At 32.9% G+C, this 14978-nt stretch carries 11 protein-coding genes; all 11 read right to left on the reverse strand.

Annotated features, from left to right (window positions below):
* Window positions 1–205 precede the first annotated feature (205 nt).
* Window positions 206–1522 (reverse strand): MFS transporter, encoded by a 1317-nt coding sequence (locus QJ521_RS08385; protein ID WP_282840017.1) that lies wholly within the window; start codon window positions 1520–1522, stop codon window positions 206–208.
* Window positions 1523–1686: 164 nt separating this feature from the next.
* Entirely contained in the window at window positions 1687–6381 is a 4695-nt protein-coding gene (locus QJ521_RS08390) for an InlB B-repeat-containing protein (protein ID WP_282840018.1), read from the reverse strand.
* Between the two features lie 200 nt (window positions 6382–6581).
* Window positions 6582–7118, reverse strand: coding sequence for a 2-oxoacid:ferredoxin oxidoreductase subunit gamma family protein (locus tag QJ521_RS08395; RefSeq protein ID WP_282840019.1), 537 nt, complete (start codon window positions 7116–7118; stop codon window positions 6582–6584).
* Complete coding sequence (locus QJ521_RS08400; protein ID WP_282840020.1) at window positions 7111–7854, reverse strand: thiamine pyrophosphate-dependent enzyme; 744 nt, start codon at window positions 7852–7854, stop codon at window positions 7111–7113. The genes QJ521_RS08395 and QJ521_RS08400 overlap by 8 nt, the downstream gene beginning before the upstream one ends.
* On the reverse strand, window positions 7851–8921 hold the full coding sequence (locus QJ521_RS08405; protein ID WP_282840021.1) for a 3-methyl-2-oxobutanoate dehydrogenase subunit VorB: 1071 nt from the start codon (window positions 8919–8921) through the stop codon (window positions 7851–7853). Before QJ521_RS08405 ends, QJ521_RS08400 begins: the two co-directional genes overlap by 4 nt.
* On the reverse strand, window positions 8914–9138 hold the full coding sequence (locus tag QJ521_RS09685; RefSeq protein WP_347568093.1) for a 4Fe-4S binding protein: 225 nt from the start codon (window positions 9136–9138) through the stop codon (window positions 8914–8916). The genes QJ521_RS08405 and QJ521_RS09685 overlap by 8 nt, the downstream gene beginning before the upstream one ends.
* A gap of 11 nt (window positions 9139–9149) precedes the next feature.
* Window positions 9150–10229, reverse strand: a complete 1080-nt coding sequence (locus tag QJ521_RS08410; protein WP_282840022.1) for a Glu/Leu/Phe/Val family dehydrogenase — start codon at window positions 10227–10229, stop codon at window positions 9150–9152.
* A gap of 224 nt (window positions 10230–10453) precedes the next feature.
* Entirely contained in the window at window positions 10454–11077 is a 624-nt protein-coding gene (locus QJ521_RS08415; RefSeq protein ID WP_282840024.1) for a CatA-like O-acetyltransferase, read from the reverse strand.
* Window positions 11064–11996, reverse strand: a complete 933-nt coding sequence (locus QJ521_RS08420) for an alpha/beta hydrolase (RefSeq protein ID WP_282840025.1) — start codon at window positions 11994–11996, stop codon at window positions 11064–11066. Before QJ521_RS08420 ends, QJ521_RS08415 begins: the two co-directional genes overlap by 14 nt.
* Window positions 11993–12442 carry a peptide-methionine (R)-S-oxide reductase MsrB gene (msrB, locus tag QJ521_RS08425; protein WP_282840026.1) on the reverse strand — a complete coding sequence of 150 codons (450 nt, stop codon included), beginning with the start codon at window positions 12440–12442 and terminating at the stop codon, window positions 11993–11995. The genes QJ521_RS08420 and msrB overlap by 4 nt, the downstream gene beginning before the upstream one ends.
* Window positions 12443–12455: 13 nt before the next feature.
* Window positions 12456–14849: an ATP-binding protein gene (locus QJ521_RS08430; RefSeq protein WP_282840027.1), complete on the reverse strand. Its 2394-nt coding sequence runs from the start codon at window positions 14847–14849 to the stop codon at window positions 12456–12458.
* Window positions 14850–14978: the final 129 nt, after the last annotated feature.

The following is a 14978-nucleotide window of genomic DNA, read 5'->3' on the forward strand; positions in this document are numbered from 1 at the left end:
GCTACATTAGGTGCTTGACTTTTAATAGTTAGTCACCTCTTGCCTGAATTTTATCATGTACTTTGGTAAGATAAAAGTCATTTACATCATCAATTAAATCTTCTAGTTGTTTTGTATAAACTTAAATAGGTTTATCAATTTTTTTATTTATGATAGTAAAATAAAAAACCGCCTATCTAGACGGTTTTTGAACTCTTTATTTGATTTAATCTATATCGAATGCATCAAGACCTTTTTTAATTTCTTTCGGCACATCCTTTTTCTCTTTAACAAAGAAAAATACGATAAATGCTCCTAAAACTAAAACAAGTGCATATGGAAATAATACGGTATAACTTCCAATATAACTAATGAATGCTCCTACAACAATAGGTGTAAAAGATTGAGCTAACATTGAACTTGTATAATAGTAACCAGTGTATCTTCCAACATTATTTTTATGAGACATTTCTACCATCATTGGATATGAGTTGACATTAATAAATGCCCATCCTATCCCAATGACTGAAATGGATAAGAAAAATGGTGCATTGGGTTCTTGGAATAGCATTGCTACAAACAAGCCTGAACCCATCAATACTAAACCACCAATGACTGAGAACTTACGTCCAATATAACCTGCTAAAAAACCTGCTGGAATAAATGTAATCATCGAAGATAAGACCATAATGATTGTTATGGTTCCTGCAATATCTAATCTTCCTAAAACAGTTTCTGTATAAGAACTAATAAATGTTTCAATCGAGTTAAATGCTGCAAACCATAAGAATACTGCTATTAAGATAAAAATCATGTTTGATTTATCTTGTTTGCTTAATGGAACATTTTCTTTAACTTCTCCTAAGGTTGTACTATGTTGTTCACCAATTTCCATATCTTCTTTGGTGTCTTGAACTAATTTGTTTTCTTTAATCTTTATAAATAAAACAATCATCGCAACCAACATAACACCACTAACAACTAAGAAAGGCATAACACTAAGTAGTGGATCATCTACAGATTGACCAAAGACAATGACAAGTGCACCGCCAATAATCGCACCTACATAACCAATAAGGTTAATAATCCCATTTGCTTTAGATCTGAGTGGTTTTGGTGTGACATCAGGCATTAATGATACAGCAGGATTACGGTATATATTCATAACGATTAATACCAGCAACATCATAATAATGACACCTGCAAGACTGTTTAATATATATGCAACTGCGATTAAAGGGAATATGATTGCTGATACAAACATCCCAACAATAATATATGGCATACGTCTACCGTATTTTGTTTTGGTTCTATCAGATAAAATCCCAAAGATTGGTAACATAAATAATGCGAAGAAATTATCTAATGCCATAATGAACCCAACGAGTGGTGCTGTTGCTGGATCAATGTCTCCACCATCACTTAGTAATTTACCTAAGAATATAGGTGCGTAGGTATTATAAATCTGCCATAACATTAAAATTGAAAAAAAACCAAATCCAATAAAAAGTGTACTCTTATAATTCAGCTTGAGTTCTTTCATATATAGCTCCTTTATCATGCTTTATAGTTTTATTATCATCATTATAGCATATTCAAGCTATAGACTCATCCATTGTTTGCTTTTTTTCTTTGATATATGCTTTTTCAATTAAGAAAAGGCATCATCGATGGATTCGATAATGCCTTGATTAAGATTTTTTTGTGTTATGTAGTAGGTTGTCCTTCTAGTGATAACCAATTAAATGGAATGTCAGTTGCACCTAAAATTGCATGATTTAAATATTCTTCTAAAACATTAACTGCAACCAAATCGTAATTCGAATAAGGTAGACTAGAAATTGTTGTCCATGAAAAAGGCAATATAGGTTCAGAATTTGAACGAATAAATGGTGTATCTATATCTTCTGATGAACCGTAGAATGTATAATCACCTAATTCATAGTAACTATCGATGACACGATACTTTCCGGTCATCTCAGGATGATCTCTACTCACTTGATTTGACTTAATCACTTGTGATACACCTTTAATAATCGAGTTTTCCATCAGGATTGCCCCATTTTCGGTTGTTACAAGCGCTTGATTTGTTAACTGTCTATTATATTCAGGTTTCGCGAAAAGTGTTGGCCATGTGTCTCTAACGAAGTTTCTCATTTCATAAACTTCAGTTGCATCATAGACGTTATTGAATAAATGAACATCGCCACCTCTTACTCTTGGAAATCTATCTTGTAAATTTTTAATGTAGCTGTTATAAATCGTTAGGGTAAAAATGTTACCTACACGTCCTTCACTACCGCCTAATAAGAAACCTTTCTTTTGAAAACTATTAACTGCCATGATTTCTTCCATCGTCATGCCTGCATTTCTCATTTGATTGTAGTAATTGTAACTTGTACGATTGTTTTCTAGGTATTGAAATTGTGCAAGTATAAAATCATTAGGTTCAAATACTAGTTTCATATATGAGAAGGTTGCGTTGATAACGGTTTGAATTGTTGTACTACCTGCTTTAAAATCGATTAATCCATCATAAGCTTTTCCAAGTTCTACATGGTCAAACCAGATGCCATTGATTTGCTCTAATGTGAAATAGTCCCAATCATTAGAATCATAATCACCTTTTGTTGCTTCATCCCATTCCCATAACTCATCAAACTTTAAGTTTCTAATCACGATGTTATTAGCACGTTTGATGTTAAAAGATGCATGCTTGATCGTATGTCCTGATTCCGAAAAGATTACCAGACCTTCATGATATTTTGAAGTATTACCGTCTCGCTCTTGTATTCTTACCATACTCACTCCGGTTTGCTTAAGAATAGGATGCATTTTAGGAACATTATGTTGATCTAAATTTTTAAGAACACCATATTGACTAACAACTTCATGGTAACCCAAGTTTAAATCATTTCTAATTTCAATAATTCTTGCTGCTGTTGTTGTACTTGTATTTTCTGCATTAATTGCGTTCATAAACTCAAGTTCATTAGTAACAACATAATATCCTGAATCACCTTCTTTTAAATCTGGAATAGAAACATGACCCAGAGCAAATCCTGATAATGCATATGCTGAATCATCAAATTCAGTTTGAGCTTGTAAAGACTTGATGATAACTTCAAAGTCTTTGGTTAACGTATAGCCATCTTTAGATAAGGTTGCTTCTAGGCTTACATGAATGTCATCTGTCTCGTTGCGTGTAACGATGCCAGTGTGTGAAACAACACTTGGATTGCTTGATATCCAGCTTATATTAACATTTTGGATATTTGTAGGCAGTGTGATATTTGAACGAATATCGTCACTAAAAGGTATCGTTAATTCATCATAAATCTGTTGAATTAAAACTTCATAATCGATAGCTTCTTCAGGGTCATAAACTGATTTACCATGGGTTGTTTCGCTACTAGATTCGATTAAAATTGAATCCAAATAAGTATGTGGATTCGTACTTACGGTTCCACCAACAATGCGAATTCTAATATGAGTGATTTCCATATTACTCATAAAGGAAACGCCACCTGAAGGTGTTATTTCATAAAGTTGATCTTCTAATTTAATAAAATACTTATAGTAATGATGCTCCGTGTCAAAGATAACGATTGCTTGATGATATTGATTTGGAGTAACACTAAGGATTGATGCATTCAGTGCTTGTTCTGTTCCATCAGCATTACGGAATGTAAATCGATTGGTTCGATTTGCTCCAACCGTAAAGATTCGCTGCGTTCCATTTGTTAATTCGATTGTGAAAGATGCTCCTCCTGTTGGTTGCATAAAATCAAAGACTAGCACATAACGTCCATCTGCGAGTGTTGCTAGATTTTGATCGTAGATAGCTTCACTCGAAGTTTCTGTTAGTTTTAAAACATTATTCTCAATGATTACTGCAGTTCCAGGTTTTGAAACATTCCATGGCGTTGTACCTAAATCAGTATTTAAAGGATACTCGAAAGATTCTTCAAATATGATTTCGCCTAGTTCTGCATATTTCGCATATAGTGTGATATTTTCTTCTAAGTATGTTTGGTTAAATATGATGGTTAAATCTAAGTCTAAGTACCAATTCACGAAACGATGTTCTTCTAATGTTGGTTTTGGTAAGCTTGTAATCTTTTCATTTTCATAAAGTGATATGGCTGATATCGCACTACCACCTAAACTATCAAATGAGATGGTAAATTGTTCAGCATCAATAAAATGAGCTTCAATCGTATAATTTTTAGTTATTGGTGTTGTAAAATCAAATATTTGATCACCATCAAACCAACCTACGAATATTTTTCCTAATTGATATGGATCTTGTGGTTGTTCAACTAAATCACCTTCTGCAATTAAATAAGCGATATGATTCAGCATAACCGTATAAGTAGGAAGAGCTGCCCACTTCGCATACAAAGTCATGTTTTCATGAACTAAATCATCGAAGTTGTATAAAGTCGTTAACTCTATATTTGTATACCATCCTATGAACTCATACCCCGGATAGGTTGGATCTATAGGTTTGGATAACATTGTATTTTCTTTAACATAAGTTTGAATACTAGATAAACCATGTTGTAACTCTAGTGTCACAACAAAACTGTTGACAGGGATATAAGATAGTCCTGTTAAGCGGTAAAGATTGTCTTGAAAATACCACGATTCATCTGATGCAATGTTAGATAAATGATCATGCCACCATTCAGAATTAAGTGTTTCAAGTGAACTGATGATGTTGTTTTCTGCTATTGCTTGTTGATTGACATCACCAGTGATATCAAACTGAACTGCATAGATTCTGTTTGCTGTTGTAATAACATTTCCACTTGCAATATGTCCAATATTATTATTGGATGCTGTTAATGAACCCGTCATCAAAATATCTTGAATAGAAATATTATTTGTTGAAAGATTAAGACCAATAACTCCACCTAGATTTTTACTGCTGTCTAAATGAATTTCCATAACGATTTTATCTATGGATAAATTGATTGATCCGGTGACATCTCCATAAATACCACCTACTGATTCAGTAGCTGTTACATAAGAGTTTGTGATATATATGTTGCTAATTGTCATGTTCCCTAATGTAGATCCATTATTGGTTCTACCAATGATTAATCCAGAAGCTTTATTTTGATTGGTGACTGTGACATCTTCTAATATAATGTCATGTGTTGACACATTAAAGCCATTTTTCGTATACCCAATAAGACCACCAACACCATTTGAACTATTTCCTGTAACTGATGAATTGATGATGCTTATGTTATGAACTAAAACATCTGTTCCATCAACTTCTCCGATTAGTATACCAGCACGTCCTGTTGATACAACATGAACTTGATCCAATGTTAGATTATAAACTGTAGATTCTTTAATTCTTGTAAAAATACCACTACGGTCACCACCATGAATTGATAAATTTGAAATGGTTTTACCATTACCATTGATGGTTCCTTTGAAATTAAAGCTTGTATATGTCCAAGTAAATCCTGTAAAATCGATATCGTTTGCTAAGTAAAAGACACCACCACTTGCGTGGGTTGTTACTGTATGATTGAATTCCTCAGGAGTGCTAATTGCAGTTCCTTCAGGTATGACTATAATTTCAGTCCACTTTGCATAAATCGTTAGGTTAGTAATAATTGGTGAGTCAAAATCAAACAATTCAGTTAATTGTTGGTTGGTAAACCAACCAGCAAACTCATAACCTTCTTTTGTTGGTTCATGAGGTTCTGATACGGTCTCATTTGACTCTAGCATAACTGGTTCTATAGTTGTTCCACCATTTGTATTGAATATTACTGTATAAGTTATGGTGGATGTTTCTTCTTCCCATTTTGCATATAAAGTCATATTTTCTATAACAAAATCAGTTGTAAAATTCCATGCTTGAGTTAATTCTATATCTTTAAACCATCCTTCAAAAGTATATCCTTCTTTTGATGGAGTTGATGGTTCAGTTAATAGTTTGTCTTCTTCAACATTTATCGGTGAAACTGTTGTTCCACCATTTGGATTGAAAGAAACAGTATAATATATACCAACTTCTGAAGATAAGGAAACAACAATAATGTTATAAGTTCTTACAATAGATACATCTTGATAAGTAAGTGTAGCTGTTAACACAATATTTTGATTGCCTATTTCAAAAGTAGGCCTCATGACAACACCTGTATTTGATAAATAAACTTCTTGACTAGAACCCCATACGATAGAAATCTCAAATGCTTCTTTTGTAATTGTTTGGGGTAAATTTATATTTTCGGTTGTTTCTTGTGGTATAGATATTTGATCTGCAACCGTATTTAATATATCTTCAATATGAGGATCACTTGTTTGATTTTGACATGCAATTAAACCAAATGTAATCATCGTAATGATAATCATGAATAGTGTTTTTTTGTTCATCTTTGTATCTCCTTATAGATGTGAAAGTAATCGCTTTCAAAGTCAATATACTTTAAATCATAGGTATAGTCAATCGTTTTTCATAGAAAATAAGAAAAAAGTAAACATTGTCTTATATATCAGACGATGTGAGTTTTATAGTAGACACAAAACAAAAAAAGCAACTTGGAAAACCCAAATTGCTTTTGATTATAAATGCTTTAATTTACCGATTCAAAACCGATTGCAATTGCTTTTTGATTAATCTCAAGCATGTTTGCTTTTTTAGGTCCTAGGAAGTATTTTAATGATTCAATAATTACCTCTTCTTTAAAAATACCAACTTTGTTTAAATATGCACCCAACATCACCATGTTAGCTACCTGTGGTTTATCTAAAGATTGAGCAAGTTCACTCATGGGTACAGGATAAACATTACGATCATCATGATTTACTTTTTTCTTGATTAATGATGAGTTGTAAAAAATATTACCCCCTGATTTAATCTTCTCTCCAAATTTAGCTAATGAAGGTTCATTGAAAATTAATAAATCATCAGACTTTTGAAAAACAGGTGAATAGATAGGTTTATCACTTATTGTAATTGAACAATTTGCAGTACCACCTCTAGTTTCAGGTCCATACGTTGGAACCCATAAACTGTATAATCCTTGTTCATTTGCTGCATGCGCTAATAATTGTCCCGTGAGCATAACACCTTGCCCACCAAATCCTGAAATACGAATTGTTCTAATCATTTTTCGCCACATCCTTAAAAATGCCTAGTGGGAAAACTGGAATCATACTATCTTTAACCCAATCAAGTGCTTCTCTTGGCTTGACTCCCCAGTTAACTGGACAAGTTGATAAGACTTCAATCATTGTAAAACCTTTCTTTTCTATTTGATAAGTAAATGCTTTTTTAATAGCTTTTTTAGCTTTTCTAATATTGCCAATATCATGCAATGATACACGTTCAACATATGCTGCACCTTCAATTTGACCAAATATTTCAGAAATTTTTAAAGGTGATCCGTGTTCCAAAATGTTTCTACCATCTTGAGAAGTTGTTGAAGTTTGACCAATCAGTGTCGTTGGTGCCATTTGTCCACCTGTCATGCCATAGATTGCATTGTTCGCAAGGATAACCGTAATGTTTTCACCGCGGTTTGCTGCATGAATGGATTCTGCAATACCAATCGATCCTAAATCACCATCGCCTTGATAAGTAAACACAACACGATCAGGTAAAAATCGTTTAATACCTGTTGCTGTTGCACAAGCTCTACCATGTGGTGCTTGTTGGAAATCGGTTTTGATATAATCATAACTAAACACTGAACATCCAACAGATGCAACACCTACTGATTGCCCGATGACGCCAAGTTCTTCTAAGACCTCAGCAACCAATTTGTGTAGAATACCGTGTGTACAACCAGGACAATAATGTGTTGTTACTTCAGTTAATCCTTTTGATCTTTCGTATCGAATCATGCTTCCACCACCTTATCATCAAAATTGAGAATTGCATCCACGATTTCTTCTGGCTCAGGAACTACACCACCACAACGACCATAGAATGCAACTTTATGACGTCCTTTATTTGAAATTAAAACGTCATCAAGCATTTGTCCCATGCTCATTTCTACGACAAGAAGTCCTTTGCAGGTTTTTGGAATCAAATCAAATGCTTTTTTAGGATATGGCCATAGCGAAATAGGACGAATGAGTCCAACTTTAATACCTTTTTCTTCTAAAGCTTCAATCGCAGATCTTGAAATTCTAGCTGATGTACCATAAGCAACGATAACATAATCTGCATTTTCCATGTTAACCATTTCATATGCTGTTTCATGTTTAATCACTTCTTTATACTTAGCTTGAAGAGAAATATTGTGTTTTTCTAATAAGACTGGATCTAATGCAACACTGGTAATTATGTTTCTACCTTCATGATAATCTGATCCAATTGATGCATAGGTTTTTGGCTCTATATGGCGCTTTTTAACAGGTTTATCCATGTCAACAGATTCCATCATTTGACCAATTAAACCATCTGCTAATATCATAACAGGGTTACGGTAAGTATCTGCAATATCAAAAGACTGTTTCATTAAATCTACAGTTTCTTGAATTGTTTCAGGGGCGAAGACAATGACATGATAATCACCATTTCCTCCACCACGAGTTGCTTGATAGTAATCTGCTTGCGATGGTTGAATACCACCTAAACCTGGACCACCACGCATGACAGAAACGATGACACAAGGTAACTCTGCACCAGCTAAATAGCTAATGCCTTCTTGTTTCAAAGCGATGCCTACTGATGATGATGAAGTCATCACTCTTGCTCCAGCTCCAGCAGCACCATAAACCATATTGATTGCAGCGACTTCAGATTCTGCTTGAACAAATATTCTGCCTTCATCATGTAAATATTTCGATAAATACTCTGGAATTTCATTTTGTGGGGTAATAGGATATCCAAAGAATGCATCACAACCTGCTAATACTGCTGCTTTTGCAATAGCTTGGTTACCTTTCATTAAGACTTTACTCACTGTCTCGTACCTCCACTTTGATTACTGAGTCTGGGCATACAATTGCACAATTTGCACATGCAATACATTGATCCATATCAGTTACCGATATGAGGTGATATCCGTTTGAATTCATTCTATCTTTATCTAAATATAAAATATCAACGGGGCAAAAGCTAGCACATAAATCGCAGCCTTTGCACGACTCATTATCGAAAGTTAGTATTCCTTTTTTCACGTCATCACTCCTTATCTAACAATATAATTGTCTTGTAAATTATTGATTGTTTCAATTCTCTTCTTAGCAAACACTTTAGCTGCTAGTTGAGTATGAATGTTTTCTCTTTCAGCAATCTTGAATATTTCTAATAATCGATCATAAATTTTTTCAATATCTCTAGTTGCACGGCCAATATTATAACCTTTGATCTCATGGTAAACGTTAATTAAACCGCCAGCGTTAATCACGAAATCAGGAGCGTATAAGATACCTTTTTCTTTAATAAGATTTCCATCAATATCATCATCTAATAAAACGTTATTAGCTGTACCTGCAATAATTTTAGCTTTAATTTGTGGGATTGTGTCGCTATTGAAAACGCCACCTAATGCACAAGGCACTAATACATCAACATTCGCTTTAAAGAAATCTTTAGGTTCGATGAATTCAACATCTGGGTGCTCTTTTTGAAGTCTTGCGATATGCTTTTTATTAATTTCAGAAAAATAGATTTTTTTAGCTTTCATTTCAATCAGTTTTTTAATTAAGTAATAGCCTGTTTGTCCTGCGCCTTGAACTGCAAATGTATATTTAGAAATCGTTTCATCTCCAAATTTGAATTGCAATGCTGCTCTAATACCATGGAATGCACCGAGTGCAGTCATTGGTGATGGATTTCCTGATTTACCTTCAAGTCCAACAACATGATCTGTTTCCATGCTTACAAAGTCCATATCTTTAGTACTTGTATTTACATCTTCTGCCGTAATATAGCGACCATTTAAGCTTTGAACATAGCGTCCTAATGCTCTAAAATAGCCTTCACTCTTCACTGTGTCTGGATCACCAATAAGAACCGTTTTCCCTCCACCTAAATTAAGACCTGCTGCAGCAGCCTTATAGGTCATACCTCTTGCTAGTCTTAAGCAGTCAACAACAGCTTCTTCTTCGGTATCATAATTCCAAAGTCTAGTACCACCAAGGGCTGGCCCTAACGTTGTATTATGGATGCATGTTATACCCTTCAATCCTGTCGTTTTGTCATAAAAATATACGACTTGCTCGTATCTGTGTTTCTCCATGTACTCAAAATGTTTAAATTCGCTCATGTTAATCTCCCTTCAATTTTTAAAAGCGCTTACATAAAATATTATAACATATAACCTTTTTAATTTATATGATAAATCATATAATTTTTAAAAATTTGTTTTTGCTCTTTATTGACAAGTAAAGTGACATCATTTACTGTTTTTTTGGTTTGCAATTATGGGAAAATTGTATTTTTTAATTACATAGTCTATCATCGCATAAAAAAATAGAAGGATGCGACCTTCTATTTGTTGATTTGACTTTGTAGATTTTGAATGAGTTTTCCAATATGAAGTCCGTCAACAAATGCGTGATGCACTTCTATTGAAAATGGCATTAATAATTTACCATTGACCTCCTCAAATTTACCCCATACTAACCGAGGTACTGCATCATATCGATCTAGATTATGCGCATGTGAGACTTGCGTGTATTTTGCCCATGGAAATGTTGTAATATAAACAAGATCATGTCTTGCTTCTTTTTCTAAATCGATGAATTGATTCCCTTGCTTGATAGAGGTCTCTTTAGCTTTTTGAATGAAAAGTTCTATTTTGTCTTCTAAATCTACAGAAACGATTTTAAAGTTTTCTGTTTTCTCGATAAGGTCAGTAAATGATGGATGGGTTTTTTCAAATAAATACGGTTCATGATTAACAAACCGATATCTAAAGTTCTCAACTTGATTTATACACTGCATGACTTCATATATAAATGCTAAATAAAACGAGTACTTATTTTGCTTCACATGTTGATAAAAAGAGGTAACATCTAAATCAAATGACATGATGTATCTTGGTACATCAACATCTTTATAAAATAAATATGTCTCTTTTCTATCCCATTGGTTGATATCAATTTTCTTCATTTAAATCACCCTTTAAAAATTTAATTCTTTTTTTGATCATTTCTTTAACAAATTTACTTAAAAACATTGCATCATATCCATGTACTGTTTTCTTAGTATGATGTTCTTCAACCTTAACTCCTGCTTTCTTGAGTTGTTCTGCAAATTGAATACCTTCGTCACGCAAACAATCATACTCAGCTGTCTCAATATATGTTTTTGGAAACCTCTTTAGATTAGCAAGTGATGGCGATGCATATTCTAGCATCCCATTATCTCCGTTTTTAAGATATAAATCCCACATTGATTTGTTTAAAATAGAGTTCCACATTGGAGTATCTGTATATTTTATAATCGATTTTGTTTCTTGTTTTACATCGATGACTGGATATAATAAGGCAACTTTACTAACTTTAGGTCCATCTTTATCTCTAGCTAATAGCGAAACACCTATTGCTAGATTCCCACCTGCACTATCTCCCATAACAGATAAGTCTTTCGAATCAATTCTTAAGAAATCAGCGTGTGCTTTCATCCACTCTAATGCATGATATGCATCAAAAAGGGCTGCTGGAAAAGGATTGTTCGGTAATAATCTATATTTAACGTAAACAGCAGTTTGTCCAGTTTGCAAAATAATATTCATTAACATGCGAATATGGACAGGTGTTCCTGCCATTTGAAATCCACCACCATGTATATATAACAAACCTGGCGCTTTTTTGTCTTGTTTCTCATGTCTAAAAACAATGACCTTAATTTTGTTATGTTTATATCCTCTAATTTTATAGTATTTCATTTTCAAACCTTTTTTGGGACGTAGAAAGGCCATAGTAAAAGTAATGACCAAGTTAGCAAAAAAACGTCTTAGATTTGAGTATTTTTTGAATCTCAACGGTTTTAAATATTTTAAATCTGGAATAACATCATAATCATTCATGAATGGTCCTTGTCTTTAAATAGTTTTATATAGTCTTTATAGCCTTCTTTTTCTAAGTCCTTTAGCGGGATAAACCTAAGCGAAGCTGAATTGATACAATATCTAAGCCCACCTAAGTCTTTTGGGCCATCGGTAAATAAATGTCCTAAATGACTATCAGCATCTTTACTTCTTACTTCTGTTCTATACATACCATGACTTCTGTCTAGTTTTGTTACGACTTCTTGGACTGGTTTAGCAAAACTTGGCCAACCACAGCTACTATGAAACTTGTCTAAACTTGTAAATAGTGGCTCACCTGATACTATATCAACATAAAGACCTTCTTGATCTTGATTCCAAAACTCATTTTCGAATGGTCTTTCGGTTCCATTTTCTTGAGTTACATGATATTGAATTGGTGTTAATTTTTTCTTTAACTCTTCTTTACTTATTTTCTTTTTCATAGTTTTCACCCATTTATATTTTATACTTTTTAATCACTTTAACCATTTCATTTACTTCGGATTCTAACATATCAAAACATAAGTGTAAAAATTCTAGTTTATGATTTTTAGCAGCATCCATCATATAATTTAACATCCATACACTTCGTTTCCCGCTTAAGTAAGCACAAGAGCCTTTAAAGTAATGGCATGTATGTATAATCTCTTCAGATAAACCTTTTAAAACGGAAGTTTTAATATTTTGCAGATCACTCTTATATGTCTCAATGAATGTTTCAATGACTTCAACTGCAATATCATCACTACCTTCAAATCTTTGTATAAAGTCTTTTTCATCAAAAATATTCAATTCATCAGGAATGTGAATCGAGGTTCCTTTACGTATATATTTTCTAAGGACTTGATTCAAATGATCCATTCTAATAGGCTTAAAGATAACATCGTTGATTCTGGTTGTCTTCATTAAATCATAGTCTTTAAAGAATGCATTTGCGGTAATCGCAATCATCGGAATATCTTGATATTTCTTCCCTAGATTTCTAATACGTCTTATTGTTTCTATACCATCCATTTCCGGCATTTGGATATCCATTAAGACGATATCGAAATCTTCTTTTTTCATGATTTCAATTGCTTTAGGACCTGAATCAGCAGTTTTTGTACGAACACCTTGTTTATTTAATATGCTTTCTAAAGCGATTCGATTCAATCGATTGTCATCAACAATTAAAGCATATCCATTTAAGATGGTGTTATATTCTATTGTTTCTTCTACTTTAGTATCTTTATTGAGTTGGATTGTTAATTTTTGATGGATAGCAGTTCTAGATACAGGGAACTCAAAGAAACAATCGATTTTTTTTAATCGCTTGTTTTGTGGAACAGAAAATGAAACAGATAGCGTATCTGGTCTCCCATATTGATTTATTAAATTTTGGATAACGTCATAATTTTTAACTGGTCGATCAACAACAATAAAATCGCATTTCTCATCTTTAATCGTATCAAAAGTTAAAGATTTAATACCCATAGATTCAAGAATGTGATAGGTTGTTGAATCCATTAGGTTATCTACTGTATATAATGCAAGTTTTCCTACGGTAGTCGAATAATCATGTTTTTTCCCTTTAACTAAAGGTATGGTAATACTAAAGACACTACCTTGTTGAGGTTCACTTTGGATATCTAATTTGCCATCGATTCTTTGAATGAGTTGATTAGATATAGGCAATCCTAGACCAACACCTTGTTGTTTTCTTGATTCTGAGCCATCAATTTGATAAAATGCATCGAATAATCTACTGATTTGAACCTGATTAACGCCTATACCGGTATCAATAATATCGATTTTAACCATCACTTTATTTTTTATCGTCTCTAAAAGGCTAACCTTGAGTGTTACACTACCTTTTTCAGTATATTTGATTGCATTATTAATAAGATGTACAACTACCTGATTGAGCTTACGATAGTCTCCTATACAATCAAAATCAATTTGATAATCATAATCAAACATTAATTGAATTGCTTTTTCTTCTGCAAATCCTTTTTGCATTCTAATGATTCTGATGAGTTCATCTTCCATATTAAATGGATCTTCATAGATTTCAATATCACCAGATTCTATTCTTGTTAAATTTAAGACATCATCAACAATACTAGAAAGAGCATCTATTGAACCTTGTCCGATTTCTAAGTATTCTTTTTGTTCAGCGGTAAGCGAGGTCGTTTCTAGCAAATAAAAAGCATTATAGATACCGCTTAATGGTGTTTTAATCTCATGGCTCATATTGGCTAAAAATTGATTTTTAGTTTCTGTTGCTGAAATAGCTTGTTTATTAATTTCTTTTATTTCAGTTACCAATCGTCTTTTATAGATGAGGTTTGCTAAAATCTCAGATACCATTTTTATGAGTTTTTGTTCATCAGCCAACCATTGTCTATGACTCTTAATGTCTGAAAAAGCAAGATATCCTTGTATTTGCTTATCAACGATTAAGGGATATGAAATAAAAGCTAGAATACTTTGATGATTTAAAATTGAAAACATTTTGTGGTGATGATCAAGTGATGATACATCATGAATGACTAGTGGCTTTTTATTTTGATGTTCAGCAATCAATGTTTGATAAATTGATTCATCTCTTAAATTCTCAATTTGAGGTTTAATTTGATGATTACACCACTCAAATGTACAATCCATTTTTCCATCTTTATCGATGAACTCAAAAAGGTGAATACGATCGATATTTAAAAATCCGCTAACTAAACGGAAAGCATCTTGCATTTTACTCATAAATTGATTGGAAGGTAGATTTATACACTCGGTTGCTATTTTTAAGACAAGCTCTTGAAAAGCATTACTAATACCATGAATGGACTTGTTTTTAGTTTCTTTTATTGACATGCTTCAAGACCTCCTTGCAATATGTTTATTGCTTTCATTATAACTTATAATGAATACATTTTCTTAGTTAATTAACTTAAACTTAAGAATTCAATAGCATTTTATAAAAAAAACACCATATAGGTGCTC

Origin of the sequence: Peloplasma aerotolerans (assembly GCF_030012175.1) — a bacterium.
Classification (GTDB): Bacteria; Bacillota_I; Bacilli_A; order Acholeplasmatales; family Acholeplasmataceae; genus Peloplasma; species Peloplasma aerotolerans.